A 25,372-nucleotide genomic window follows, 5' to 3' on the forward strand; every position below is an offset into this window, starting at 1 on the left:
AATGACCGCCTACGACTACATACGCGACGGCAACGCCATCTATGAGCGCTCCTTCGCCATCATCCGCGCCGAGGCGGACCTGTCACGCTTTTCGCCGCCGGAAGCCGATGTCGCCATCCGCATGATCCATGCCTGCGGCGACATCGAAGCGGCACGGCAGTTCGTCTTCGGAACCGGCTTCGTGGACGCGGCGCGCGCCGCACTTGCAGCCGGCGCACCCATCTTCTGCGATGCCGAGATGGTGGCACGCGGCGTCACCCGCGCCCGCCTTCCCGCCGAAAACGAAGTGATTTGCACGCTGCGCGACCCGCGTACGGCCGAAATCGCCGCATCTATCGGCAACACGCGCTCCGCCGCCGCACTCGACTTGTGGGGCGAGCGCATGGCGGGCGCGGTCGTCGCCGTCGGCAATGCCCCGACCGCCCTTTTCTATCTGCTCGAAAAACTGCGCGACGGCGCACCGAAACCAGCCGCTATCATCGGCATGCCGGTCGGCTTCGTCGGCGCAGCCGAATCCAAGGACGCGCTGGCCGAAAACTCCTATGGCGTTCCCTTCGCCATCGTGCGCGGCAGGCTTGGCGGCAGCGCCATGACAGCCGCATGCCTCAACGCGCTGGCAAGGCCCGGCCTGTGAGCGCGCCCGTAACCACCGGCCGTCTCATCGGCGTCGGCACCGGCCCCGGCGATCCCGAATTGCTGACGCTGAAAGCAGTGCGCGCGCTGGCCGAAGCCGATGTCGTATCCCATTTCGCCAAGCGCAACTCCATCGGCAATGCGCGCGCCATCGTCGAAGGCCATATCAGGCCGGACACGGTGGAGCTGCCGCTGCATTACCCAGTCACAACCGAGATCGACAAGGACCATGCCGACTACAAGGCGCAGATCCTCGCCTTCTACGAGGAGTCGGCGGCAAAGGTGGCCGCACACATTTCGGCCGGCCGCACGGTCGCCGTACTGTCGGAGGGCGATCCGCTGTTCTACGGCTCCTACATGCATCTGCATGTGCGCCTTGCCCATCGCTTTCCCACGGAAGTCATCCCCGGCGTCACCGCCATGTCGGGGTGCTGGTCGGCGACCGGCCAGCCCATCGTGCAGGGCGACGATGTGCTGACCGTTCTGCCCGGCACCATGGGCGAGGCCGAACTTGCACGCCGCCTTGCCGACACCGACGCCGCCGTGATCATGAAGGTGGGACGCAACCTGCCCAAGATCAGGCGCGCGCTTGCCGCCTCCAACCGGCTCGAAAAAGCGATCTATGTCGAGCGCGGCACCATGGCCAATGGCGCGTCCATGCGCCTTGCCGAAAAGCCTGACGATGCCGCTCCCTATTTCAGCATCATCCTCGTTGCGGGCTGGGAAAACCGGCCGGGCGAGCGCGCCTCGGGAGTGGTGGTATGAGCGGCCGCCTCGCCATCATCGGGCTCGGCCCCGGCAATGAAGCGCAGGTGACGCCGGAAGCCAGCCGCGCCGTCGCGCAAGCCACCTTATTCTACGGCTACAAGCCCTATGTCGACCGGCTCGACCTGCGCCCCGACCAGACCCGCATCGCCTCCGACAATCGCGAGGAACTGGCGCGCGCTAAGGAAGCGCTGGAAAAGGCTGTCGAAGGCCACAGCGTCGCCGTCGTGTCGGGCGGCGATCCCGGTGTCTTCGCCATGGCCGCAGCCGTGTGCGAAGCGATCGAATCCGGCCCGGAGGCTTGGAAGGCGCTCGACATCGAGATCGTGCCCGGCATCACCGCCATGCTGGCGGTTGCGGCCCGCATCGGCGCGCCGCTCGGCCACGATTTCTGCGCTATCTCGCTGTCGGACAACCTGAAGCCATGGGACCTGATCGAGCTGCGCCTGCTGGCGGCGGCCGGCGCCGGCTTCGTCGTCGCCCTCTACAACCCGATTAGCAAATCGCGCCCCTGGCAGCTCGGCCGCGCATTCGAGGCGCTGGCGGCCATCCTGCCCGGCACGGTGCCGGTCATTTTCGGCCGCGCCGCCGGCCGGCCGGACGAGCGCATCGAAGTCTGCCTGCTGGCCGACGCGAAACCGGAAATGGCCGACATGGCCACCTGCATCATCGTCGGCTCGACAGAGACGCGCATCATCAGGCGCAGCGACAGGCCAGCACTGGTCTACACGCCGCGAGCCGCGACGAGGCCGAAATGAGTACAGGTCATCGCGACCAGTTCCCCGACGCTGGAAGCGGACGGCACCTGCGGCAGTTCCGGCCGGCGGATCATGATCACCTCGATGCCGAGCGCCCGCGCCGCCGCGATCTTACCGTAGCTGGCCGCGCCGCCGCTGTCCTTCGAGACGAGCGAATCGATGCGGTTTTCCGTCAGCAATGCACGCTCGGCCTCTTCGCCGAACGGTCCGCGCGCCAGAATGTAGCGCACATCGGGAACCGCCAGCGGCGGCTCGACAGGATCGACGCTGCGGATGAGGTAAAAATGCTGCAAGGCGGCCGCGAAGGCACCCACCTCCTGCCGGCCTATGCTCAGGAACACGCGGCGCGGCGCGCGCCCGAGCGCCCGCACCGCATCCGCCACACCGTCCGCAAAGGTCCAGCGGTCGCCCTCCCGCTGCTCCCAGCCCGGACGACGCAGCGCCAGTATCGTGACACCCGCCTCCCACGCAGCCTTGGCCGCATTGGCGGAAATCCGCGCCGCATAAGGGTGGGTGGCGTCGATCAGCAGCTCGATCCGCTGTTCGGCCAGGTGGCGCGCCAGCCCCTCCGCACCGCCGAAGCCGCCCACACGCACCGGCACCGGCTGGCGAACCGGGTTTTCGGTGCGCCCGGCCAGCGAGAGCTGGACGTCGAGTTCCCGCACGGCCGCAAGCTTTTCCGCAGCCTGCCGCGCTTCCGTCGTTCCGCCCAGAATGAGGATGCGCATGTCGGCTGAGGCTCCTTCCCGCCCGTGGCTCACCATCGTCGGCATTGGTGAAGACGGCATATCCGGTCTCGGCGACGAGGCCAAGCATGCGATCGCCGCAGCAGAATTCGTGTTTGGCGGCGCCCGGCATCTGGAACTCGCCGCTGCCCTCATCGGGGGCGAAGCGCGCCAATGGCCGAAACCGTTCGACGCGGCCATGAGCGCGGTGACGGCCCTTGCCGGCCGCAATGTCTGCGTGCTGGCATCCGGCGATCCGTTCTTTCACGGCGTCGGGACCAACCTTGCCCGTGTCATACCGCCAGAACAGATCCGCGCGATCCCCGCGCCTTCCTCCATCTCGCTCGCCGCTGCCCGCATGGGCTGGGCCTTGCAGGACGTCGAAACCGTCTCGCTGCATGGTCGTCCCATCGACCTGATCCGCACGCTGCTGCATCCCGGCGCGCGCATCCTCGCTCTGACCTCGGATGGAGAAGCCCCGGCGGCAATCGCGGCGATGCTTGCCGAACTCGGCTTCGGACCGTCACGCATCACCGTTCTGGAAGCGCTGGGCGGTCCGAACGAGCGTATCCGCAGCACTCGCGCAGCATCCTTCGACCTCGAAAACATCAATCCACTCAACGTGCTGGCGCTGGAAATTGAATCGATACCGCAGGCGCGCATCTTGCCCCTCACGCCCGGTATCGCCGACGACCTGTTCGAGCATGACGGCCAGATCACCAAGCGCGAGGTTCGTGCCCTGACGCTTTCGGCGCTGAGCCCCCGGCGCGGCGAACTGTTGTGGGACATTGGCGCGGGCGCAGGCTCCGTCGCCATCGAATGGATGCTGGCGCACCCCTCTCTGCATGCCATCGCCATCGAAGCCGACGCTGAGCGCGCCGCCCGCATCACCCGCAACGCCGCCGCCTTCGGCGTGCCGGGCCTGACAATCGCCCACGGCGCGGCTCCGGCAGCACTGGCCGGTCTCGAAACGCCGGATGCCATCTTCATCGGCGGCGGCGGCTCCGATCCGGGCGTTCTCGACGCAGCCATCCAGGCGTTGCGTCCCGGCGGGCGTCTGGTCGCCAATGCCGTCACGCTCGAAATGGAGGCGCTGCTGATCGCCCGCCATGCGGCACTGGGCGGAACGCTCACCCGAATTTCCGTCGCGCGCGCGGCACCCGTCGGCACCATGACCGGCTGGAAACCGGCCATGCCGGTTACGCAATGGAGCTGGGAGAAACCATGATCGTTGCCGGCATAGGCTGCCGCAGGGGCGTTTCGAGCGAACAGGTTCTTGCGGCGGTGGAATCAGCACTGGAACCTTATGGCCTGTCACCCGAACTGCTGTCCGGCCTCGCTACCGCCAAGCAGAAGGCAGGCGAAAAGGCGATCATCGAAGCCGGCCATGCGCTGCGTCTGCCTGTCTTTCTGGTCGACGGTCCCGCCCTGCAGATGGTTTCGCTGCGCAGCATGACGAAATCTGCCGCCTCGATGGCCGCCACCGGCAGCCCCTCCGTATCGGAAACGGCGGCGCTTGCCGCCACAGGTCAAAGGTCGCGGTTGCTCGGCCCCCGCACCATCCATGGCCCGGTCACCTGCGCCATCGCGGTCGATGGAGACACGCCATGACTGTTCATTTCATTGGCGCCGGTCCGGGCGCTGCCGACCTGATCACCCTGCGCGGCGCAAAACTGCTCGGCTCCTGTCCGGTGTGCCTCTACGCGGGCTCCGTCGTCTCGCCTGAACTGCTTCAGCATTGCGGGCCGGAAACGAAGCTCATCGACACCGCCCCGATGTCGCTGGATGAGATCGAAGCCGAATATCGCGCCGCCCACGCGGCCGGGCAGGACGTGGCACGGCTGCATTCGGGAGACCTTTCGGTTTGGAGCGCGGTGGCCGAGCAGATCCGCCGGCTGGAGCGCGCCGGCATTGCCTATACGCTCACCCCCGGCGTGCCCTCCTTCGCAGCCGCCGCTGCCGCGCTCGGGCGTGAGCTTACCATTCCCGAAGTGGCGCAAAGCCTTGTGCTGACCCGCATTTCCGGCCGCGCCTCGAAGATGCCGCCCGGTGAAACGCTGGGCGCCTTCGGCCGCACCGGCTCGACGCTTGCCATCCACCTCGCCATCCATGCCATCGAGCAGGTGGTGGCGGAACTGACGCCGCACTACGGCGCTGACTGCCCGGTCGCGGTCGTCTTCCGCGCCTCATGGCCGCAACAGCGCATCGTCAGGGCAACGCTGGCCACCATCGTTGAGGAGCTTGGCAAAGACCCGATCGAGCGCTCCGCCATCATCTTCGTCGGCCACTCGCTGACTGCCGGAGATTTTACCGAAAGCGCGCTCTACGATGCCGCGTATCAGCGCCGCTTTCGCGGCCGGGAGGGCGCATGAGCCTCGACAAGCCGAAAGCCGCCCTTGCCGCGGCGCTGAACCGTCTCGATTTCGAGCCGCAGGCGCTGGAACCCGGCCATGTCTGGCTGGCGGGAGCCGGTCCCGGCGATCCGCGCCTGCTCACGCTCGATGTGCTGGGCGCGATGGCGCAGGCCGATGCGCTTGTGCATGACGCGCTGGTATCGCCCGAAATCATCGCGATCGCCGCGCAGGCCGAGAAATTTCATGTCGGTAAGCGCGGTGGGCGGCTCTCCATCCCGCAGGAGGAGATCAACGCGCTGCTGGTAAGGCTCGGCCGCGAAGGGCGCAAGGTTGTGCGACTGAAGGGCGGCCACCCCTATGTGTTCGGGCGCGGCGGCGAGGAAGCACGCGCACTGGTGGATGCGGGCATCCCTTACCGCGTGCTGCCGGGCGTAACTTCCGCTTTCGGCGGGCTCACCTCGGCCGGAATTCCCGCGACCATGCGCGGCGTCAATGGCGCGATCATCCTCGCCACCGGCTTCGCTGCCGTCTCCGATGACCGGCCGGACTGGGCGGCCCTTGCCCGCACCGGCCAGCCCATCGTCATATATATGGGCCTCACCCATATGGAAGCGACAGTTGCCGACCTGATGGCAGGCGGGCTTTCACCCGACACGCCCGCAGCGCTTATCGAAAACGCCACGCTGGCGCAGGAGCGCACCGTGATCGCAACGCTCGGCACGCTGGTGGAAGCAGCGGCACGCGAAAATGTCGTTTCCCCGGCGCTTATCGTTGTCGGTCATATCGTGGCGCTGCGCGGGCAACTGGCGGGCAGGCCATGACGGCGCGCGCCATCATCGTCGGCGCGCCGCGCTCGGGCGCGGGCAAGACCAGCGTCACCATCGGCCTGCTGCGGGCGCTGGCCCGGCGCGGCCTGCGGGTGCGCGGCGCCAAGTCCGGCCCGGACTACATCGACCCCGGCTTTCACGAAGCCGCAACCGGCCTCGCCGGCGTCAATCTCGACAGCTGGGCGATGGCGCCGTCGCTGCTCAACGCCCTTGCCGGGCGCGCGGCAGACGATGCCGACATCGTCGTTCTGGAGAGCGCCATGGGCCTGTTCGACGGCATTCCCGGCACGCCCGGCCGCTCCGGTGCCGCCTCTGATCTGGCAGCGCTTTACGGCATTCCGACGCTGCTGGTGCTTGACGTCTCCGGCCAGTCCACCACGGTCGCAGCTGTGGCGAAGGGCTTCGCCATCTACCGGCCCGAAGTGCGCATCGCCGGCGTCGTGCTGAACCGGCTGGGCAGCGAGCGGCACCGCCGTCTGTGCGCCGAAGCGGTGGAGGCGATCGGCCTGCCAGTGGTTGGCGCCATTGAACGCGACCCAACCCTGACCATGCCCGAGCGCCATCTGGGGCTGGTACAGGCCGGCGAGCATGACGATCTGATCGCCTTCATCGACCGCATGGCCGACATGGCCGAACGCTCCATCGACCTCGACAGGGTGATCGAACTCGCAGCACCGCTCGCCCCGCAGACAGGTGATTTCATCTGTGCCCTGCCCCCGCCCGGACAACGCATCGCGCTGGCGCAGGATCGCGCCTTCACGTTTCTCTATCCACATGTCGCCCGCCATTGGCGCGACGCGGGCGCGGAAATCGTGCCCTTCTCGCCGCTGGCCGACGAGGGACCGGCACCCGATTGCGATGTCTGCTGGCTGCCCGGCGGCTATCCCGAACTCCATGCCGGGGCGCTGGCTGCCGCGGGAAATTTCCGCAGCAGGATGTCGGCGTTTGCGGCGCAGAAGCCGGTGCATGGCGAGTGCGGCGGCTACATGGTTCTGGGCGAGGTTCTGGAGGATGCCGACGGCGCCACCCACAAGATGCTCGGCCTGCTCGGCCATGCCACCAGCTTCGCCAGACGCAAGATGAACCTCGGCTACCGGCAGGCGCGCCTTCTGGCTAATTGCCCGCTCGGACGCGCCGGCGACACCATTCGCGGTCATGAATTCCACTATGCGCGGGTGGTCGCTGCGGGTAATGACGATCCGCTCGCCGAACTCGCCGACGGTCAGGGCAATCCGCTCGGGTCCGCCGGAGGACGGCGTGGCCATGTCAGCGGCTCCTTTTTCCATGCTATTGCGCGGGCGGAAGCATGAGAAAAAGGCTCGAGCCGCTCGATGTCGCGCTCTGCGTCGCCTTCTTCACGCGACTGCCGCTGCCGCATCTCGACTTCCGCGACCGGCAGCTTGCCGACGCCATCTGGGCGGCACCCGTCACCGGACTAGCGGTAGCATTCATCTCCGCAGCCGCCTACGCGTCCGGCGTCTGGCTCGGCCTGCCCCCCGGCCCCGCTGCTGCGATTGCCCTTGCCGTAGCGCTGCTCGCCACCGGTTGCCTGCATGAGGACGGTCTCTCGGACGTAGCGGACGGTTTCGGCGGCGGGTCGACCCGCGAGCGCAAGCTGGAAATCATGCGCGACAGCCGCATCGGCTCCTACGGCACTGCCGCTTTGATCATCTCCCTGCTGTTGCGCTGGAGCGCACTGGCCGCTCTCGCCGGGCCAGCGCAGGTATTCGCCGCCCTCATCGCCGCCCATTGCGTCTCGCGCGCCCTGCCCGCTGCCCTGATGCATGTTCTGCCGCCGGCGCGCGCGGATGGCCTCTCGGCCGCCGCCGGAACGGTTTCGCGGGAAACAGCACTGATCGGTGCCATCATCGGTGCCGTGACGCTCTTAGCCCTCGGCCCCGGCGCCGCCCTTTTCGCAATCCTCCTTCTCATTGCCCTGCTTGCCGGCTTTGCCGCGCTCTGCCGCCGTCAGATCGGCGGGCAGACGGGCGATACCGCCGGCGCGTTGCAGCAGCTCGGCGAAATCGCCGTGCTTCTGGTTGCCAGCGCCGTCCTTTCCTGAATCATTTTCGGAGCCCCCCGCCACATGCCTTTTAAATCGCTCGAAGAATTGCGCATTGCCTGCCTCTCCCTGCCGGCCGGCAACGAGGAAGCACGAAGTATGGCGGCTCAGCATCAGCAGGTACTCACCAAGCCGCGCGGAAGCCTCGGCCGGCTTGAGGACATCGCCGGCTGGCTGGCCTGTTGGCAGGGTCGCGACATGCCGAAGCTCGACCGGGTCAAGGTCATCGTCTTCGCCGGCAATCATGGCGTGACCGCACAGGGCGTTTCCGCCTATCCGGCGGAAGTGACGGTTCAGATGGTGGCGAACTTCGCCAATGGCGGCGCGGCGATCAACCAGCTTGCCCGCGTGGCGGATGCCGAGCTGGACGTCATCCCGCTCGACCTCGACCGGCCGACAGGCGATTTCACGCGGGAACCCGCCATGGATGAGGCGGCATTTCTGGCCGCCGTCTCAACCGGTTATGATGCCGTGGACGAAAACCTAGATCTGGTCTGCTTCGGCGAGATGGGCATCGGCAACACGACACCGGCCGCGGCCATAGCCACAGCCCTCTTCGGCGGCGATGTGCAGGGCTGGACCGGCCGCGGAACCGGCGTGGACGATGCCGGGCTCGGCCGCAAGGTAGCGGCCATCGAGGCCGGACTGAAACGCCACGGCGCGATCATCGCCGACCCGCTGAAAGCCGCAGCAGCCCTCGGCGGCCGCGAACTTGCCGCCATTCTTGGCGCGACGCTGGCTGCCCGCCACCGCAACGTGCCGGTTCTGCTGGACGGCTTCGTGTGCACGGCAGCGGTCGCGCCGCTGACCCGCCTCCACCCGCAGGGGCTTGCCCACACGCTGGCCGCGCATGTGTCGGCCGAAGCCGGGCACCAGCGCCTGCTCGAAGCGCTCGCACTGGCTCCCCTGCTCGATCTCGGCATGCGGCTGGGCGAAGGCTCGGGGGCCTGCCTCGCGGTCAACATCCTGCGCTCGGCGCTGGAATGCCACGCCCGCATGGCAAGCTTCGCCGAGGCCGGGGTTTCGGAAAGCTGAGCCTTATCGCCCTGAGGCCGCCAGGCCCTGCCTGAGCACTGCCGGAGCGATGGATTTCCACCAGCCGTCGATCTCGGCCTGCTGCGCCCTTATCATCGTGGCGGTGGGCGCAAAGCGCTCCCATGGATAGCTGTGCTTGGGCGCGACGGAGGTGATGACCGGCTTGCCCAGAGCACCCGCAGCCTCGAAGGCGCAGAACAGCCCGCTGCCCACAGCCTCCACCTTGCCGAACTTGCTCAGCACCACCACGTCGCTGCCGGCGATCTGGTCGAGCACGCTTTCGCCTGCGGCGGTCACGCCAAGCTCGTCGAGGTGGCAGGAGGTGTGCGCGGGCGGCTCATCGAGATACATGGCGAAGCGTTCGCCGGTGACCAGATTGCGCAGCGAACCGGCGCTGCATCGGCTTTCCGCGGGGCCGTCCGACTCTTCGATGAGACCGCAAACCGCCAGCCCGGCGGCACGCCACCGCGCCACCGCGTTCAGGAACAAGGCCTGAATGGGCGCCGTTTCGGCGCTTAGGATCGCTGCAATTGCATTCTGGGCCATGCGCACCTGCTCTGTAACAGCCGTGATCATGAGGTTGGACGTGGCCTCGATCAACCCTGTTTAGATGACAGGGTGTCGCATGGGTTAGGCAATGATCCGGCAAATTGAAACTGTTTAAAGGCGGATAAGGGAAATCACGGTCTCGTTTTCGCTTGCCGGCAGCAACTGACGGGCCGGAGGTTCCTAAAATTTAACCCGGCTTTCCTAGAACTCGGCACAGGGGATTTGGGCATCACCTGCCGCGCATCGGGCACGGCGGGCGAAATATCCTGGGCAACAGCGTACATGACATCGCAGATGAAGAAATCCAGCATTCGGCCGTTTCCGTCGGAGATGGAATTCATACGCTACGCGCTCGACAGCGCCGCCATCGTTGCCATCACCGATGTGCGCGGCACGATCACCTTCGCCAACAACAAGTTCTGCGAAATCTCAGGCTATGCGCGGAATGAACTGGTCGGCTCCAACCATCGCATGCTTCACTCCGGAATTCATGACAGGAAATTCTTCCGCCAGATGTACCGGCGCATCGCTGCTGGTCAGGTGTGGCAGGGCGAGATCTGCAACCGGCGCAAGGACGGAACCCATTACTGGGTCGACACGACCATCGTGCCGCATGTGAATTCGGCCGGCAAGGTCGACAGCTACACCGCCATCCGCTTTGATATCACCGCGCGCCACAGCGCCGACGAGAAACTGCGCTACATCGTCAACATCGACGCGCTGACAGGCATCGCCAACCGGCGCCGCTTTCAGGAGTATCTGGAGACGGTTATCGCCAATCACGTCGCCAGCTATGCCAACAAGGTCCATCTCGCTCTTCTCGACATCGATTCCTTCAAGGAAATCAACGATACCTTCGGCCACGACGTGGGAGACGAGCTTCTGCGCGTCGTCAGCGGCCGGCTTTGCGAACTGACCAGCGAAGACGTTTTCGTTGCGCGCCTCGGCGGCGACGAGTTCGGCATCGTCATGACCGGCCTTGACGACAGGCAGGTGCATGAGATCACCGGCAAGGTGCTGTCCTGCCTGCGCCAGCCCGTCAATCTTGGCCCCGTGGTTCGGCGCTGCTCGGCCAGCATCGGCATTGCGACCTTCCCGGATCAGGCCGGTTCGCTCGACGAACTGTTCAAGGCAAGCGACCTCTCGCTTTATCGGGCAAAGGAACTGGGCCGCGACCGTGTCCAGTTCTTCGTGCCGCGTTTGCGCGAGGTGGCCCTGCGCAAAAGCGAGCTGATCCACGCATTCGAGACCGGCCTCGCGCAAGGCCAGTTCCGGCTGTTCTATCAGCCCATCATCGCAACCAATCAACTGCTCGACCCGGCACTGGAAGGGCTTTTGCGCTGGGAACATCCGCAGCACGGCCATCTGGCGCCGGGTGCATTCCTGTCTGAAATGAACGATCCCGGCCTTATGGCCGCTCTCGGCATGTTCGTTCTGGAGCAGGTCTTCGCCGACATGCAGAAAATGCAGGAAATGTCCCTGCCGCTCCGCCGGGTGGCCATCAATGTGACCAATGCCGACTTCCGCTCCGATGCATTCGTCGACCGCTTTTTCGAGCTTGTCGAAGAGACGGGCCTGCCACCGCAAAAATTCTGCATCGAGGTCACCGAAGGTGTCTTTCTCGGACGCGACTTCCAACAGCTTGAGGGCCGCCTGCATCGCCTCCATTCGGCGGGTGTCGAGATTGCCCTCGACGATTTCGGCACCGGCTTTGCCTCCCTGTCTCATCTGCGGCACATGCCGATCGACCGCGTGAAGATCGACCGCAGCTTCATATCGAATCTGGGCACGAGCAGCGCCGATCTCGCGATTGTTCGCGGTGTCATCGACATTGCGCATGGAATGGGCAAGGCAGTCACGGCCGAAGGTGTCGAGACTGAACATCAGGTTCAAATCCTGACTCAACTGGGCTGCGACAGCCTGCAGGGATGGTATTTCGCCAAGGCCTGCAACCTGCTGCATCTGCCTTTCATGATGACCAGCCTGAAATCCTATGCGAGAGACCGCATGCAGCGCCACGCCGCCGCAAGCTGAAGCCTGCCGCCCCATCGGCAGGAAGATCCGAACGGGTCATGCTGGAAATACCCGCCCGATCGACGGAGCGCGCTTCTGGCACCATGGCCTGTGTTGTGGAAACATTCGGCAACGCTGCAGAGAGGGCATTCTGTCCTTCAGGACTGGACTGCACGCCAGCCCACTTCACGCATCGTGACAATCATGAAATAGTTTGGTAAACACGCCAAGTTTCATCGCTGTGAGTACCCGGTTAAATGGATCACCCCCTGAGTGGGGAGACTACCGATCGCGCTTCTACTGAAGCGACTAGGCAACCGCTCCGACAAGAAAATTCGCGCAGATCAGAGACGATTGTCATCGTCTGCTGGATAGTTGGCGGCCTCGTCCTGATGTGGATTCTGATAGCTATCCTGACAGGCGCAAACGGCGCCTCATTGTTCAGGACATAGCGCAGGCTCCGAATCTCTGTAGCGAGCACACCTGCCTTCTCGTTTATCGACGTGATGGTGTTCGATCTCTCGCGCCGCCCGTCGGGCACCTCGTCCGTTTGGGCAAAGGCCCGAACGGCATCGCCCAAGCGGCGATTCCCATGCTCCGGTCGTCTAGTTGGATAGCCGCTGGCGATCCGAAGCATCGATGGGACGAGGGATCCGGCATGCATGCCATTTTAAGTCATCAGACCGAACCCGGACGGGCACCTCAGACATAGAGCATATAGCGGAGATGTCCGGCCATTCGAGAGCATGGTGCGAGATGATCGGAGCCGGAACGACACAGGCGTAAAGTGCAAAAAATCAGGCCATCTGTAAAATGACCCCGGCGACATGTCCGCTAAATAATTGAAAATGGTGGGTGATGTAGGGATCGAACCTACGACCCGCTGATTAAGAGTCAGCTGCTCTACCGACTGAGCTAATCACCCACGGGCGTTGGGAAAACCAACGTTGGCGGGCATATAGCTGCCGCCATGAGGCCTGTCTACCCCTGTCCTGATATTTCGCTGAGAAAACATTCGCACATGTGAAAAAAAGATCAGGCAGCTAAACGAAAAGCCGCCCTTCAGCGGTTTTGACAGCGTAACCGCCAATACGGGCGGCCGCGAGCTGGCCCTTGCGAACCTCCAGTTCCAGACGGATTCGGGAGGGGCGTTCCATTTCCAGCCCCTGCTCTATCCACAAGGGCGACATGCCCTCGCCGGGACCGTCGAAATGCATGATCGTTCCGGCAAATGCGGCGGCGGCCGAACCCGTTGCCGGGTCTTCATAGGAAGGATTGCCGGCAACGAACATGCGCACATGGAAAGCACTGTCATGGCGGACCGTTTCGCGGCAATAGACATACGCGCTGGCATAGGCGGTTTCACTCTTGAGGGGCGCAATCTCCGCCCAAAGCTGCGAATCGATACGGGCCTTCGCCGCCTCTTTCAGTCCGGCCACCGGCACCATCACATAGGGAACGCCGGCGCTCCAGCAGGACAGGCGGTGATTCTCGAACCCCATCTCATGCGGCGCGAGGCCCAGCGCCGCCCCCACGGCTTCCGGCGTCATCGCAGCCTCGATTCGTTCGGGAAGTTTCGGCAGATCGAACTCGGCGAACTGGCCGTCATGCGAAACTGCGCATCTTACCGGGCCGATATTCTCTTCGAGAACGAAAATGCTGGCGCCCTCGCCGCTCTCCCTTGCCAGCGCGACCGCCGTGCCGACAGTCGGATGCCCGGCAAAGGGCATTTCATAATGGGGCGTGAAAATCCGGATTTTCGCCCGGTGCCGCGCCTGTTCGGCGGGCAGGACGAACACTGTCTCCGAGAGATTGAACTCGCGTGCAATGCGTAGCATCGCACGCTCGTCCAGCCCCTCGCAATCGAGCACGATCGCCAGCGGATTGCCGCCGAGGGCCTCTTCTGTAAACACATCATAGACCAGATATCTGCGAGCCTGCATTGCCGGATTTCCTGCGCCAGATGGCGAAACATGAGCGAAATTTAATTTGAATTTCAGGCTCTGACACCTGATGTGTGTTCGGTAAGGGACATTACTTCTAATATAGGGGTCCGGCGTGGACCAGTTTGTCAATCCGCCCAGGGCGGAATCGGAAAACGCGATCGAGGCCAGTCTTGGTCTCACCGGCAAGGGTGCGGCAAAGCCGTCCCGCCGCCGGCTGGGCTATGTTGTGCTCGGCATCGCGGCGGTGGCAGCCGCCTTTGCCGGCTACAGCTATTTCTCCGCCTCCCCTGCCCGCATCGAATATGCAACCCAGCCGGCTGCCCGTTCCGACCTCGTGCTTGAGGTTTCGGCCACCGGCACCCTCCAACCCCTCACACAGGTCGATATTTCGAGCGAGCTTTCCGGCATCATCCGCTCCGTCGCGGTCGCCGAGAATCAGGAAGTGAAGCAGGGCGATGTTCTGGCAACGCTCGACACCTCCAAGCTCGAAGTGCAGATCGACCGCGCCAAGGCATCCGCCAAGGCAGCCGAAGCGAAGGTGGATGACGCAGCCGTCACCCTGAAGGAAAGCGAACAGGCGCTGGTGAGGGCCGAGGCGCTGACCAGACGCGGTATGGCGACCGCGCAGGCGCTGGAAGCGGCAACCGCCACCCGCGACCGGGCAAAAGCCGCGCTCGACAGCGCAGAGGCCAACCTCGCCATCGCACAGGCCGATCTCAAGGCACAGCAGACCGATCTGGCAAAGAGCACCATCTATGCGCCGATCAGCGGTATTGTGCTGACCCGGTCGGTCGATCCGGGCCAGACCGTTGCCTCCTCGCTTCAGGCCCCGGTGCTGTTCGTGCTTGCCGCCGATCTGAAGAAGATGGAGCTCAAGGCCGCCATAGACGAGGCCGACATCGGCACGGTGAAAGCCGGCCAGCAGTCGCGCTTTTCGGTCGATGCCTTTCCCGAGCGCCGCTTCGACGCCACCATCCGCGACATTTCCTATGCCTCCGTCACCACGGACGGCGTCGTGACCTATGATGCCAGGCTGGAGGTCGAAAACGATGAACTCCTGCTGCGCCCGGGCATGACGGCCACCGTCACCGTGGTGACGAGACATGCAAAGGACGCGCTCACCGTTCCCACCACCGCCTTCCGTTACCGGCCTTCCGCCCAGCAGAGTGGCAGCGACTGGAGCGCGCTTTCGATGCTCACCGGCCGCATGCAGCCTCCGCGCGAACGTCGTGGACAGCAGCAGGGCCGCCAGCGCGAAGCCGACGGCAGCCGCACGCTCTATGTGCTGAAGAATGGCGAACCGCAACCGGTGCGCGTGCATGTCGGCTCGACCAATGGTGAACTGACGGAAATTCTGTCGGGCCTCTCCGAAGGCGATCTGGTGATTACCGGCCAGCAACAGCGGGGCTAGCGCCATGGCCGCCTCATCGCTCATCCATTTCGACAAGGTCTGGAAGACCTATGGCGAAGGCGAAGCGCGGGTCAACGCGCTCGCCGGCGTCGATCTCACCATCGAAAAAGGTGAGTTCGTGTCGATCATGGGCCCCTCCGGATCGGGCAAATCGACATCGATGAACATCATCGGCTGCCTCGATACGCCCTCTGAAGGCACCTACTCCTTCATGGACGTGGATGCCGGCAGGCTGGACCGTAACCGCCGCGCCCTGCTGCGCAGCCTCTATATCGGCTTCGTCTTTCAGGGCTACAATTTGCTGGCCCGTACCACGGCGGCTGAAAACGTCGAACTGCCGCTCATCTATCGCGGCGTTGCCGCCGCGGAAAGGCGCAGCCTCGCCATGCAGGCGCTTGCACAGGTGGGTCTGGAAGGCCGCGAGCACCATACGCCCGCCGAGCTTTCGGGCGGCCAGCAGCAGCGTGTGGCCATTGCGCGCGCCATCGTCACCCGCCCCACCCTTCTGGTCGCCGACGAACCGACCGGCAATCTCGACACGGCGCGCAGCCACGAGATCATGGAACTGATGACACAGCTCAACTCGGATCACGGCCTGACCATCGTCATGGTCACGCATGAAGCCGACATCGCCGCCTATGCCGGCCGCACCATCCACTTCCTCGACGGCAAGGTGGCGGCAGACCTGCGCAACACCGTGCGGAGGAAAGCGTCATGATCTGGGAGACCATCCGCCTAGCGCTCCGCTCGGTTCGCCGCAATGCGCTGCGCTCGTTCCTCACCCTGCTCGGCATCGTCATCGGCGTTGCCGCGGTCATCGCCATGCTCACCATCGGCTCGGGCACGACCGAGAAGGTCAAGGCCGACATCGCCCAGCTCGGCTCCAATCTGCTGGTCGTCCATCCAGGCCGCCCCGCCGGTCCCGGCGGTCCGGGCGGCGGGACCGACTGGGGCCAGCGGCGCAAGCTGGGCTCCAAGGAGTTCGACGCGCTGTCCACGCGCCTGACCGGCGCGCGCGCCATTTCCGCAGCCTCACAGAAGCAGGTGCGGGTCATCTACGGTACGGAAAGCCTCAGCGTTTCCGTGACCGGCACCGACAGCGCCTTTCTCGATGCCCGCAACTGGACGCTGGCCTCCGGCCGCCCCTTTACCGAGCAGGAAACCCGCAATGGCGCGGGCGTGTGCCTGATTGGCGAAACGGTGCGCCAGCAGTTCTTCGGCGCGGGCGATCCTGACGGCGAACTGATCCGCGTGAACCGCTCCGCCTGCAAGGTCATCGGCCTCCTGGAGCCGAAGGGCTATACGGGATTCGGGCAGGATCAGGACAACGTGGTGCTGATGCCGCTGGTGGCCTTCCAGCGCCGCATCGCCGGCAACCGCAACATCGACAACATCTATGTTTCAGCCGAAGATTCGGTGCAGACCAGCGAGTTGCAGACGCGCATCGAAAACATCTTGCGTGACGTGCGCCGCATTCCCCCCGATGGCGAGGACGATTTCGGCGTACGCGACATGACACAGATCGCCGACACCATGGCCAGCGCCAGCGCCACCATGACCGGCATGCTGGGCGCGGTTGCGGGCGTCAGCCTGCTGGTCGGCGGCATCGGCATCATGAACATCATGCTCGTGTCGGTGACGGAGCGAACGCGCGAGATCGGCATCAGGCTCGCCATCGGCGCGCAGGAAAAGCACATCCTCATCCAGTTTCTGGTCGAGGCGACGGTTCTGTCGCTGCTCGGCGGCATCATCGGAATCCTGATTGGTCTGTCACTGGCCGGCGGCGCGGCTTTCGCGCTATCGATCCCGTTTGCGCCAAGCGCTGCCGTGATCGTGCTGGCAGTGGGCTTTTCGGCACTGATCGGCATGGTGTTCGGCTTCTTCCCCGCCCTGCGCGGCGCCCGCCTCGACCCCATCGACGCGCTCAGGCACGAATGAGGTCAGGCGAACCGAAAACTCAGGCGCTGGCGAAATGCCAGCCGACGAGTGCCGGCATGTAGCTCATCATCCCCGCCGGATGCGTGGAAGCGTCACGGATGAGAACAGCCTCGCTGATTTCGGGCTCGGGATCGGCGGCGATATGGGCCTGAACCTGAGCGGCGATCTCATCGGCTGACTGTGAAAACCGGTAACGGCGGAAAATCACCACGCCGCCCGGCGTCGAGATCAGATGATGACGCGCTTCGGGCACGGCGGCATCGAGGTCGAGCCCGGTTTCTTCCATGACCTCGCGGGCCATGTTGCGATGCATATCGACCTGGCCGTCAACAAAATCGATGGGCTCGAACGAGCCGGCCGCGAAATAGACCTTGCCGGCATTCAGCGTATGCGGCGCCATGCGGATCGCCACCAGCGCGCCGTCGCCGGATACCGGCATGGCGTGCGCGAAGGCATGATGCGCGCCGGGCGTCTGCGGATGGCGGCGCCAGTGCAGGAAGGTCGAATAGCGCACTTCATGACAGACGCCCGCCAGCACCCCGCGGTCATAGGTCAGCGACGACAGCAGAACCATCGTTCCGTCGAACAGGGCGGGATTGCCAGCCTGATGCTCCAGCCAGCCGGCCGCGATCGCCTCGGCATTGTCACGCTCGAACGGGTGCGGCGCGGGGTCCAGTCGCACGTCGATGCTGTCGACAGGCAGGATCACGTTCGCAGGCAGGTTGAAGCTCACCGCCGCCTCACACGATGTCCAGCGTCACTGCCACCGGGCAGTGATCGGAAGCCTTGGGCCGGTCCCAGCCAACGCGCGGAAAATGGCTGACCTCCTGTCCCGATGGGAAAGGAGTGCGATATGGCTGGCCGTTACGGATGATATCCGGCACAGCGCCTGCATTTTCCTCCGCAAGCGAGCGCGACAAAAGGATGTAGTCGAGCTGGCAAAGATGCCGCTCCTGCGGTCCGCGCGTGTGATAGAGCGTCCAGCGATCCATCTCGGGACGGCGCTCGACGACATTCTCGCAAAACCCGTCGTGAAGAAGAGCATCGAGGCAGGAAACAGCCTCATCACGCACTTCGAAGCGATAGTCGGTGGGCCCGTCGCCTTCGATCACCACGCGCTGCCGGTAATCGTTCATGTCGCCGCAGATCGCCCAGCGCTTGTCTGTCGCGCGATCCCGGCCGAAACGCTGTTCGATGATGTGGCGAACGGCACGGGCTTCGGCAAAGCGGATCGGCATGGTTGCCTGCCGCCCGTCCATGCCGTTGCGCGGCGCTCCTCCCATGGATTTGAAATGGACCAGATAGAGCGTCAGCGGCTTGCCGCCGATTTTGAGGTCGATTTCAAGACAATCGCGGCGGAAGATACGCTCGTGCGGCTCCTGACCCAGCGCTGCCAGTTCCGGCGTGTGCAGGCCAAGCTCGCCATAGGTGAGATGGGCATGGCTGGTCATGCGCACGAACTCGATCGGCTGGCCGTGCGCGGTCTCGTCCCGCATCATCAGCGCGACATCGATGCCGCGCGAATCATTGCCGGACGTGGTGTACTTCTGGCGATATCCCTGCCCCACCATCTTGAAAAGATAGCCATATTCGAACGCCTTCAGCGCCTCGATATTGTCCACCTCCTGCATGCAGATGATGTCGGCGCGGGTCGCCGCGATGGCAAGGGCAGTAAGCTGGCGCGTATCATCCGAATGGGCGATGGCGCGCGCCTGTTCCAGTGCGCGGTATTCCGCCTCGCTCTTGATCTCGAACAGGGCCAGCGTCCTGTCCTGATTGAGCTGATTGCGGAAACCGGAGAAATCGAACCTGTTCATCAGGTTTTCGACATTGAAGGTGGCAAGGCGCAAAGACATGGCAGCGACAATTGCCTGCAAGTCGCCTCAAAGACAAGCACAGAAACATGGCCCTCACGGAACCCGCACCGTTCATCCTGCGTTCATTGACCAGTCGTCATGCTGCAGCCAATTGCCGGAACCGTCCGGCGCTGCAACTTGCTCTATCCTCGGGAGTGGCACATGAAAAAGCTTCTATCCTCTCCGCTCAGGGCCGGACTGACCGTACTGTGTCTCGCCGGCATGCTTTCCGTTCCGGCCATGGCCGGTCCGCCGCCTGCAAATGCACCCGCCGCACCTGCGGCAAGTGCTGCTCAGGACGTCACCAAAATTCGCGACGAACGCTGGCGCAGGCCTCCTCATCACGGAAACCGGCCATCCGGCAACTGGAACCGGCCGCAACGTCCGGGTGGTTCACACTGGCGACCGCCGCAGCATGGCGGCAACTGGCACCGTCCACGGCCGCCGCGGCACCATTACTACCGGCCTCATTACGGCGGGTCTGGCTTCTATCTCGGTCTCGGACTGGGTGCGCCAGCCTATCGCTACTACACCGAGCCACGGCGCTACTATCGGCCGTCCGGCAACGCGCATGTGCGCTGGTGCTATGATCGCTATCGCTCCTACCGGGCCTCGGACAACACCTTCCAGCCCTATAACGGGCCGCGCCGTCAGTGCCGGTCGCCCTACGGCTGAACCTTTTCCCTGCCCGTAAATGGAAAAAGGCCGGCGATGATCATCGCCGGCCTTTCGTTTTTCCGGTGCGGTAAACTTAGTTCTTTTCCTTGTCGACCAGCTTGTTCTTGGAGATCCACGGCATCATGCCGCGCAGCTTGGCGCCGACCTCTTCGATCTGGTGCTCATCGGCCAGACGACGGGTTGCCTTGAAGCGCGCACCGCCGGAACGGTATTCCTGCATCCACTCGCTGGTGAAGCGGCCGCTCTGGATGTCCTTCAGGATGCGCTTCATCTCTTCCTTGGTCTCGGCGGTGATGACGCGCGGACCCGACACATACTCACCCCACTCGGCCGTGTTCGAGATCGAGTAGTTCATGTTGGCGATGCCGCCCTCGTAGATGAGATCGACGATCAGCTTCATCTCGTGCAGGCATTCGAAATAGGCCATTTCCGGCGCATAGCCGGCCTCGACCAGAACCTCGAAACCGGTGCGGATCAGCTCGACCACGCCGCCGCACAGAACTGCCTGCTCACCGAACAGGTCGGTCTCGCACTCTTCGCGGAAGTTGGTCTCGATGATGCCCGAGCGGCCGCCGCCAACGCCGCAGGCGTAGGACAGGCCGAGGTCGAGCGCGTTTCCGCTGGCATCCTGATGCACGGCGACCAGGCACGGCACGCCGCCGCCCTTCTGGTATTCACCGCGAACGGTGTGGCCGGGGCCCTTGGGCGCAACCATGATGACGTCGACGGACGACTTCGGCTCGATCAGGCCGAAATGCACGTTGAGGCCGTGCGCAAAGGCAATCGCTGCGCCGTCGCGGATATTCGGGGCGATCTCGCTGTTGTAGATGTCGGCCTGCAGCTCGTCGGGAGCAGCCATCATCATCAGGTCGGCCCACTTGGCGACTTCGGCAACGGTCATCACCTTGAGGCCGTCGGCCTCGACCTTCTTGGCGGTCGCCGAGCCGGCCTTCAGGCCGATGGCGATGTCCTTCACGCCGGAATCCTTGAGGTTCAGCGCATGGGCGCGGCCCTGCGAGCCGTAGCCGATGATGGCAACCTTCTTGCCCTTGATGAGGTTCAGATCAGCGTCGCGATCGTAATAGACACGCATGATAAAAGTCCTTCCCGTTCCTGTATTGACCTGTCGTGTGGATTAGTTGGCCTGTTGACCCTTCCCGGCCCCGTGCAGGGCAAGAAACTGTTTGGTGGCGCGCGCCGCGTCTTCCTCGATCGCCGCCTCCGTCATGCCCGGCCAGTCGCCGAGCAGAAGCCGGATCTGCACATCGCGCGCGACCAGCCCGAAAAACGTCCTGAACGCGGTTTCCGCATCCTCGAACACAAGAAGCCCGGCCCGCTTGCCGGCGTCGAGCACCGGCTTCAGCCGCGCGGCAAGCGCGAAACGGCCGTTCTGCAGCACGATCTCGCCAAGCTTGTCGCGGCCTGAGCCTGCATGGCTGATCGCAACCCGGTTGAGCGCCACGGAAGTATCGCTCGAAATCACCTTCAGCCAGTCGCGCGCATAGCTTTCCAGGCTTTCGGTGAGCGACACCAGGTCCGGCCTGCCCTGATCGACGGGCACCACGCGCACCTTGGAAGCCTGCCAGCGCACGGTCGCGGTGAGCAGCCCGTCGCGGTCGCCGAACCATTTGTAGAGGCTTTCCTTGGAGCATCTCGCCCGGCGCGCCACGGCAGCCATGGTGAGATTGTCGCCGTCTTCGACCAGCAGGCGCAGAGCCGCATCCAGAATGTCTTTCTGACGCTCCGTGAGCTTCTGCACTTCCTCCTGTTCGTACGCCTGAACCACGTTGTCGTCCGCTCATCGCTTGGCAGCAAAAGCCCTGCCCGCGCCCTTCCCCCAATCGGCCGGCCGCATCTTCAGATGCCGTACCGTACGTTACGGTTCCTGCTATGCCCGATCACCATCGGGAAGACAAGAGGGTCTTTTCACGCAGGGCTGATCTTTTGAAAAAACATCCCTTGGATCATTTGTGCATTTCCCCGAACCCCGGAAACGCTCCAATCTTTTTTCTCGATAAAATCCCGGACGCAAAGCCGCCTCGCGCTTTTGCCGGAACTGCCAAAGGTGCCTGAAAAGCCGCACATCAAAGCCGGGATTTCATACGACGGCGGACCGGCGGCTCACTCCGCGATCGTAGCAACAGGCCGCGCCGGCGTTGCTGTGGCCTGATGCCAGTCCGTCTCGCTGAGGCCGATCCTGCGCAGCGGATCGATGATGGTCCCCGCCACGAGCGCGGCGAGAATGCGCGGCGACGGCGGAATCTTCGCCGTGGTCGCCACCACGCTGTCACGCATGAAGGGCAGCAGCCAGCCGTCCGACTGGTAGAACGGCGTGAACACGCGCGACAATGTCTGGAAGCTGCGGATGTGCCAGCGCCGCGTCCGCGCATAGGCGGCGAGCGCATCCTCGATAGTTGCGTTCTGTTTCAGCGCATGGGCCAGCGCCGCCGCATCGAGAAGCGCCATGTTGGCCCCCTGCCCCAGTTGCGGGCTTGTGGAATGGGCGGCATCGCCGATGACGGCCAGCCGCCGCCCTGCCGGAACCGGCAGCGTGTGGTGGCCATAGCGTGCCAGCGAAAGCTGGTCGAAACTGTCTATCTGGTCGACATAGGCAGCGCATTGCGGCCAGTAGCCGACCACGCGGGCTTTCCAATCCTCAAGGCCCTCGCTCTGAACGCGGGCCGCGTCGTCCGGCTTCAGGCTCCAGAAAAACGCCGCCATCCGCTCTCCGCCCGGTTCGGCGCGGCCGATGGGCAGCACGCCGATCATCACCCGCGCCCGGTCATAGCGTTGCAGCAGCGCATGTTCGTCGAACCCGTCTCCGCGCCAGCCCAGCGACGCCCAGAACGCGCCATAGGCCAGCGGATGCGGCTCGACAGGAACATCGGCATGGCGTCGCAGACGGGAGCGTGTGCCGCTGGCGTCGATCACCAGATCGAACGATCCGAGCCCGCGCGCCTTGTCATCGATCAGCGTTGCCGCCTCGCCCGCATCGAGGGAATCGATCTCGACGCCCGTCTCGATGGCGATGCCCTCGCGCAGAACCGCGCGGTAGAGCACGCCGAAGAGTGCGGCGCGATGCACCGCCACCCCGAAGCGGCCGCCCGGCAGGGCCCGGTAGCGGACATCCAGCACCGTGCGCCCGGAGCGCGCATCCGTGCCGTGCAGCCGGTCGATGCGGCTGCCAAGCGCCATGATGTCGCCCAGCAATCCAAGGTTGTCCAGAACGGTAAGCCCGGTCGGTTGCAGGATAAGCCCCGAGCCGACCGGAGCCGGATTTTCGAAACGCTCGAATATGGTGATCCTGTGCCCGGCGCGGTGGAGATAGAGTGCCGCGGCAAGACCGGCCGGTCCCGCGCCTGCAATGGCGATCGATAATTTTGGCTGCACGTCAGACCTGCTTTGTCCGGCAATGCCGTTCCGCACCGTAGTTTGCCGGATCATGCGTCTGCGGTTGCGTCCCCCTCATGCGGGATACAACAAAGCCCTGCACCGCCACAACCATGCCAGAAACGAAACCAGGCGGCGCATTGCCGCGTCGCCCGGTCGCCCCCGCAAATTGCCTTGCCGGCTGCTGCCGGTCGCAAACCTATTTCACGACGATCGCGACCGTTCCGGACTGGTAGCGATGGCCTTCCGAGCCGGTCGCGATGGCCGTGCCGTTCACCGCACGCGTCGGCACGCGCTTGCCGCAATCCCGGCTGACGCGGCTCGAAAGCCCTCCATCCGAGTAGTTCACGATCGAGGATTTCGGCAGCCGGCCCACGATGTCCGCATAGCTCGGCGCACCGGCGCTGCACGAATTGCCCCGGTAAGCGGTCAGGTGCTTCGTTTCGCCTACCCTCATCTCGACGGTCTTGTCGGCATTGGTCGCAGTGACGCAACCCGACAGCACCAGCCCCGAAAGGATCGACATCGCACCAACAACAACAGCGTTTCGCATCTCTGTTAAGCCCCTCTCTGTAACGCCTGAAAACTGATCCACCGGAGCCAGGCAGAACATCGGCGGTGGTCCTTCCGGCGTGCCAAATCCATTCGCGCCAGCAAATCGAAAAGTCCGCCAATCACCGGAAAATCCGGAAAAACGAGAGCAAACTTGATTGCTATCTCTATGAATTGCTTTTTAAATCACCTCTCAGGCAGTGGAGCGGATGCGCACAGCATGCGGGGACAGGGCATGCAGGAACAGGATTGGGGCAAATTCAGCCGATGGCACGCATTGCTGGACGCGCTGTGTGACAGAAGCGGCCATATCGACAATTCGGCACTGGCCAGCCAGCTGTGCCACCGTTCCGGCAAATCCGCCCGCGAGGATTTCAACGCCGCGGAAAAAAACCTGCGCAACTGGCGGGCCGGTCGGCACCTGCCGCTGCGCCGCAACTTCATGATCCTCGCCGAACTGCTGCGGGTGTCGGACAATCCCGAGCTTCTGCAGCGATGGAACCTCCTCTACGCCGCCGCGCGCGGCCGGGAACTTCCGGACACCGGTAACACAGCCGTCGACATCGATGCCGGCGGGGATGCCCGAACGCGCCCCTCCATCGCCGGGCGGCTGCTCTGGTCAGGAACCGGCATCATTGCCGCCTTGCTGGCCGCTACCGGAATCCGATGGATGATGGTCGATCCCTACAGGGATCTGCCGGTCATCGGCTATGATGCACGCGTTGTCATGGTGGTCGGGGAAAGCCGCGTCATCCACGGAGATCGCGGCGACTGCGACGGTGGCAACGTCCCGGACTGGACCTATACCGCACCGCGCGTTCCCCACAGCTCGCTCGGCGTCTTCACCGACGGCGGTCTCGCGCGCAAGATGAGCAACTATTGCAACAAGGTCGTGCCGGTCCGGGCAGTGCGCTTCACCGCACGGACGGCAGGCGTCGAGGAAATCCGGCTGCTCGACGATTTCGTCAAGATTTTCGTCAACGATCCGGCAAACCTCGTGACCAGATGAAGCGGAGGGGACAATGGGGGAACCCGACGAAACGGCATTCCGGCACTGGCATGTTCTGTTCGATGAACTGTGCAACCGCGCCGGGTATTATGACGACGCGACGCTCGCCAGCGCCTATTGCGCGCTGACCGCCAGCAAGGGCCAGCGGCAGCATGAAACGGCGCTGCGCAACCTGAACAACTGGCGTTCAGGCCGCCATCTGCCGCGCTCCGGCAATCTGCGCGTGCTGGCGAAGCTGCTCAATGTGGCGGACGATCCACAAACGCAGAAGCTCTGGAACCAGCTTTACAGGCAGGCAGGCGAGATGGAAGGCAAGGCCCGTCCCGGCCTGCCGGTGCCGGTGGAGCAATATGCCGTGCCTTCCCACGCCCCCATGACAGCTCTCACGCGGGTGACGGGCCGGCAAACCGGCATGACAACCCTTTTTGTCCCTGAGAGGCTCGGGCGCAAACGCTTTTCGGCAATGCAGGCCGCATTTGGCGGCGCGGTGCTTCTGGCGGTCGGGGCGACCGCAGGCGCACTCGTCACCGCTTCTGGTTGGCGGCCATGGGCTGGTCCGGCCGACCATGCGCCGATCATTGCCTTCAATCCCGTCGTGAACATGAAGGTAGGCGACGCGCGCCCGATCTATGCCGAGCGCGGCGATTGCGGAAAGCTACCCCGCGACTGGCACCTGCTGGCTTCGGACCTGCCGGCACTGCGTACCGGCACATTTTCCGATGGCGGGCTGGCGCGACGCTTCAGCAAGTTCTGCCAGGGCCTCACCCCGGCCCGCGCCATTGTCTTCACAGCCTCGGCGCCCGGCATCGAGGAATTCGAGATACAGGGCGATTTCTTCAAGATGACGGTGACGGATTAGATCGAGACCATC

General features: G+C 64.4%; 26 protein-coding genes and 1 tRNA gene. 17 read left to right on the plus strand and 10 right to left on the minus strand.

Annotated elements, in window-relative coordinates:
* Position 1: 1 nt before the first annotated feature.
* The 3 genes from HNR59_RS13295 to HNR59_RS13305 are packed head-to-tail and all read left to right on the plus strand — an operon-like array spanning position 2 to position 2,156.
* Positions 2 to 634, plus strand: a complete 633-nt coding sequence (locus tag HNR59_RS13295) for a precorrin-8X methylmutase (protein ID WP_183830946.1) — start codon at positions 2 to 4, stop codon at positions 632 to 634.
* Complete coding sequence (locus tag HNR59_RS13300; RefSeq protein ID WP_343060819.1) at positions 631 to 1,398, plus strand: precorrin-2 C(20)-methyltransferase; 768 nt, start codon at positions 631 to 633, stop codon at positions 1,396 to 1,398. Before HNR59_RS13295 ends, HNR59_RS13300 begins: the two co-directional genes overlap by 4 nt.
* Positions 1,395 to 2,156, plus strand: coding sequence for a precorrin-3B C(17)-methyltransferase (locus tag HNR59_RS13305; protein ID WP_183830950.1), 762 nt, complete (start codon positions 1,395 to 1,397; stop codon positions 2,154 to 2,156). The genes HNR59_RS13300 and HNR59_RS13305 overlap by 4 nt, the downstream gene beginning before the upstream one ends.
* Here HNR59_RS13305 and HNR59_RS13310 read toward each other — a convergent pair.
* A complete protein-coding gene (locus HNR59_RS13310) occupies positions 2,123 to 2,884 on the minus strand; it encodes a cobalt-precorrin-6A reductase (protein WP_183830953.1) in 762 nt (253 codons plus the stop codon). The genes HNR59_RS13305 and HNR59_RS13310 overlap by 34 nt on opposite strands.
* Between HNR59_RS13310 and cbiE the strand changes: the two genes are divergently transcribed.
* The 7 genes from cbiE to cobT are packed head-to-tail and all read left to right on the plus strand — an operon-like array spanning position 2,883 to position 9,159.
* Positions 2,883 to 4,109, plus strand: a complete 1,227-nt coding sequence (gene cbiE / locus HNR59_RS13315; RefSeq protein ID WP_183830955.1) for a precorrin-6y C5,15-methyltransferase (decarboxylating) subunit CbiE — start codon at positions 2,883 to 2,885, stop codon at positions 4,107 to 4,109. The two genes, HNR59_RS13310 and cbiE, sit on opposite strands and share 2 nt — an antisense overlap.
* The gene (locus HNR59_RS13320) at positions 4,106 to 4,492 is read left to right on the plus strand and encodes a cobalamin biosynthesis protein (RefSeq protein ID WP_183830957.1); all 387 of its coding nucleotides are present in this window, start codon (positions 4,106 to 4,108) and stop codon (positions 4,490 to 4,492) included. The genes cbiE and HNR59_RS13320 overlap by 4 nt, the downstream gene beginning before the upstream one ends.
* Positions 4,489 to 5,253, plus strand: coding sequence for a precorrin-4 C(11)-methyltransferase (gene cobM, locus HNR59_RS13325; protein ID WP_183830959.1), 765 nt, complete (start codon positions 4,489 to 4,491; stop codon positions 5,251 to 5,253). Before HNR59_RS13320 ends, cobM begins: the two co-directional genes overlap by 4 nt.
* Positions 5,250 to 6,056 carry a uroporphyrinogen-III C-methyltransferase gene (cobA, locus tag HNR59_RS13330; RefSeq protein ID WP_183830961.1) on the plus strand — a complete coding sequence of 269 codons (807 nt, stop codon included), beginning with the start codon at positions 5,250 to 5,252 and terminating at the stop codon, positions 6,054 to 6,056. Before cobM ends, cobA begins: the two co-directional genes overlap by 4 nt.
* Entirely contained in the window at positions 6,053 to 7,372 is a 1,320-nt protein-coding gene (locus HNR59_RS13335; protein WP_183830963.1) for a cobyrinic acid a,c-diamide synthase CobB, read from the plus strand. The genes cobA and HNR59_RS13335 overlap by 4 nt, the downstream gene beginning before the upstream one ends.
* Positions 7,369 to 8,124, plus strand: coding sequence for an adenosylcobinamide-GDP ribazoletransferase (gene cobS, locus HNR59_RS13340; protein WP_183830966.1), 756 nt, complete (start codon positions 7,369 to 7,371; stop codon positions 8,122 to 8,124). The genes HNR59_RS13335 and cobS overlap by 4 nt, the downstream gene beginning before the upstream one ends.
* A gap of 24 nt (positions 8,125 to 8,148) precedes the next feature.
* Positions 8,149 to 9,159, plus strand: a complete 1,011-nt coding sequence (gene cobT, locus HNR59_RS13345) for a nicotinate-nucleotide--dimethylbenzimidazole phosphoribosyltransferase (RefSeq protein ID WP_183830967.1) — start codon at positions 8,149 to 8,151, stop codon at positions 9,157 to 9,159.
* 3 nt (positions 9,160 to 9,162) lie between these two features.
* On the opposite strand, the gene HNR59_RS13350 is transcribed toward cobT, so the two are convergent.
* Positions 9,163 to 9,705 (minus strand): DUF2478 domain-containing protein, encoded by a 543-nt coding sequence (locus HNR59_RS13350; protein ID WP_183830970.1) that lies wholly within the window; start codon positions 9,703 to 9,705, stop codon positions 9,163 to 9,165.
* A 297-nt stretch (positions 9,706 to 10,002) separates the two neighbouring features.
* Here HNR59_RS13350 and HNR59_RS13355 point away from each other — a divergent pair, with 297 nt between their 5' ends.
* The gene (locus tag HNR59_RS13355) at positions 10,003 to 11,742 is read left to right on the plus strand and encodes a putative bifunctional diguanylate cyclase/phosphodiesterase (protein ID WP_210307250.1); all 1,740 of its coding nucleotides are present in this window, start codon (positions 10,003 to 10,005) and stop codon (positions 11,740 to 11,742) included.
* A gap of 828 nt (positions 11,743 to 12,570) precedes the next feature.
* Here HNR59_RS13355 and HNR59_RS13360 read toward each other — a convergent pair.
* Both HNR59_RS13360 and HNR59_RS13365 read right to left on the minus strand, forming a co-directional pair.
* Positions 12,571 to 12,646: transfer RNA gene (locus HNR59_RS13360), tRNA-Lys, on the minus strand.
* A gap of 118 nt (positions 12,647 to 12,764) precedes the next feature.
* A complete protein-coding gene (locus HNR59_RS13365; protein ID WP_183830973.1) occupies positions 12,765 to 13,664 on the minus strand; it encodes a PhzF family phenazine biosynthesis protein in 900 nt (299 codons plus the stop codon).
* A 115-nt stretch (positions 13,665 to 13,779) separates the two neighbouring features.
* Between HNR59_RS13365 and HNR59_RS13370 the strand changes: the two genes are divergently transcribed.
* The 3 genes from HNR59_RS13370 to HNR59_RS13380 are packed head-to-tail and all read left to right on the plus strand — an operon-like array spanning position 13,780 to position 17,016.
* Positions 13,780 to 15,078: an efflux RND transporter periplasmic adaptor subunit gene (locus HNR59_RS13370; protein ID WP_183830975.1), complete on the plus strand. Its 1,299-nt coding sequence runs from the start codon at positions 13,780 to 13,782 to the stop codon at positions 15,076 to 15,078.
* 4 nt (positions 15,079 to 15,082) lie between these two features.
* On the plus strand, positions 15,083 to 15,796 hold the full coding sequence (locus tag HNR59_RS13375) for an ABC transporter ATP-binding protein (protein WP_183830977.1): 714 nt from the start codon (positions 15,083 to 15,085) through the stop codon (positions 15,794 to 15,796).
* Positions 15,793 to 17,016 carry an ABC transporter permease gene (locus HNR59_RS13380; RefSeq protein WP_183830979.1) on the plus strand — a complete coding sequence of 408 codons (1,224 nt, stop codon included), beginning with the start codon at positions 15,793 to 15,795 and terminating at the stop codon, positions 17,014 to 17,016. The genes HNR59_RS13375 and HNR59_RS13380 overlap by 4 nt, the downstream gene beginning before the upstream one ends.
* 19 nt (positions 17,017 to 17,035) lie before the next feature.
* On the opposite strand, the gene HNR59_RS13385 is transcribed toward HNR59_RS13380, so the two are convergent.
* Positions 17,036 to 17,749 (minus strand): hypothetical protein, encoded by a 714-nt coding sequence (locus HNR59_RS13385; RefSeq protein WP_183830982.1) that lies wholly within the window; start codon positions 17,747 to 17,749, stop codon positions 17,036 to 17,038.
* Between the two features lie 7 nt (positions 17,750 to 17,756).
* Positions 17,757 to 18,872, minus strand: coding sequence for an endonuclease/exonuclease/phosphatase family protein (locus HNR59_RS13390; protein WP_183830984.1), 1,116 nt, complete (start codon positions 18,870 to 18,872; stop codon positions 17,757 to 17,759).
* A 162-nt stretch (positions 18,873 to 19,034) separates the two neighbouring features.
* Between HNR59_RS13390 and HNR59_RS13395 the strand changes: the two genes are divergently transcribed.
* A complete protein-coding gene (locus HNR59_RS13395; RefSeq protein WP_183830986.1) occupies positions 19,035 to 19,547 on the plus strand; it encodes a BA14K family protein in 513 nt (170 codons plus the stop codon).
* A 76-nt stretch (positions 19,548 to 19,623) separates the two neighbouring features.
* Here the strand turns inward: HNR59_RS13395 and ilvC are convergent, their stop codons facing one another.
* The 4 genes from ilvC to HNR59_RS13415 all read right to left on the minus strand — a co-directional run bounded on the left by ilvC (position 19,624) and on the right by HNR59_RS13415 (position 23,493).
* Positions 19,624 to 20,643 (minus strand): ketol-acid reductoisomerase, encoded by a 1,020-nt coding sequence (ilvC, locus tag HNR59_RS13400; RefSeq protein WP_183830988.1) that lies wholly within the window; start codon positions 20,641 to 20,643, stop codon positions 19,624 to 19,626.
* A 42-nt stretch (positions 20,644 to 20,685) separates the two neighbouring features.
* Positions 20,686 to 21,336: a TetR/AcrR family transcriptional regulator gene (locus tag HNR59_RS13405; RefSeq protein WP_183830990.1), complete on the minus strand. Its 651-nt coding sequence runs from the start codon at positions 21,334 to 21,336 to the stop codon at positions 20,686 to 20,688.
* Between the two features lie 335 nt (positions 21,337 to 21,671).
* Complete coding sequence (locus HNR59_RS13410) at positions 21,672 to 22,940, minus strand: FAD-dependent oxidoreductase (protein WP_343060821.1); 1,269 nt, start codon at positions 22,938 to 22,940, stop codon at positions 21,672 to 21,674.
* A 199-nt stretch (positions 22,941 to 23,139) separates the two neighbouring features.
* Positions 23,140 to 23,493 carry a hypothetical protein gene (locus HNR59_RS13415; RefSeq protein ID WP_246374574.1) on the minus strand — a complete coding sequence of 118 codons (354 nt, stop codon included), beginning with the start codon at positions 23,491 to 23,493 and terminating at the stop codon, positions 23,140 to 23,142.
* A gap of 234 nt (positions 23,494 to 23,727) precedes the next feature.
* Between HNR59_RS13415 and HNR59_RS13420 the strand changes: the two genes are divergently transcribed.
* Both HNR59_RS13420 and HNR59_RS13425 read left to right on the plus strand, forming a co-directional pair.
* Positions 23,728 to 24,501 (plus strand): hypothetical protein, encoded by a 774-nt coding sequence (locus tag HNR59_RS13420; protein ID WP_183830994.1) that lies wholly within the window; start codon positions 23,728 to 23,730, stop codon positions 24,499 to 24,501.
* Positions 24,502 to 24,514: 13 nt separating this feature from the next.
* Positions 24,515 to 25,360 carry a hypothetical protein gene (locus HNR59_RS13425; RefSeq protein WP_183830996.1) on the plus strand — a complete coding sequence of 282 codons (846 nt, stop codon included), beginning with the start codon at positions 24,515 to 24,517 and terminating at the stop codon, positions 25,358 to 25,360.
* The last annotated feature ends 12 nt before the right edge of the window (positions 25,361 to 25,372 follow it).

This window comes from Aquamicrobium lusatiense (genome assembly GCF_014201615.1).
Taxonomy (GTDB): Bacteria; Pseudomonadota; Alphaproteobacteria; order Rhizobiales; family Rhizobiaceae; genus Mesorhizobium; species Mesorhizobium lusatiense.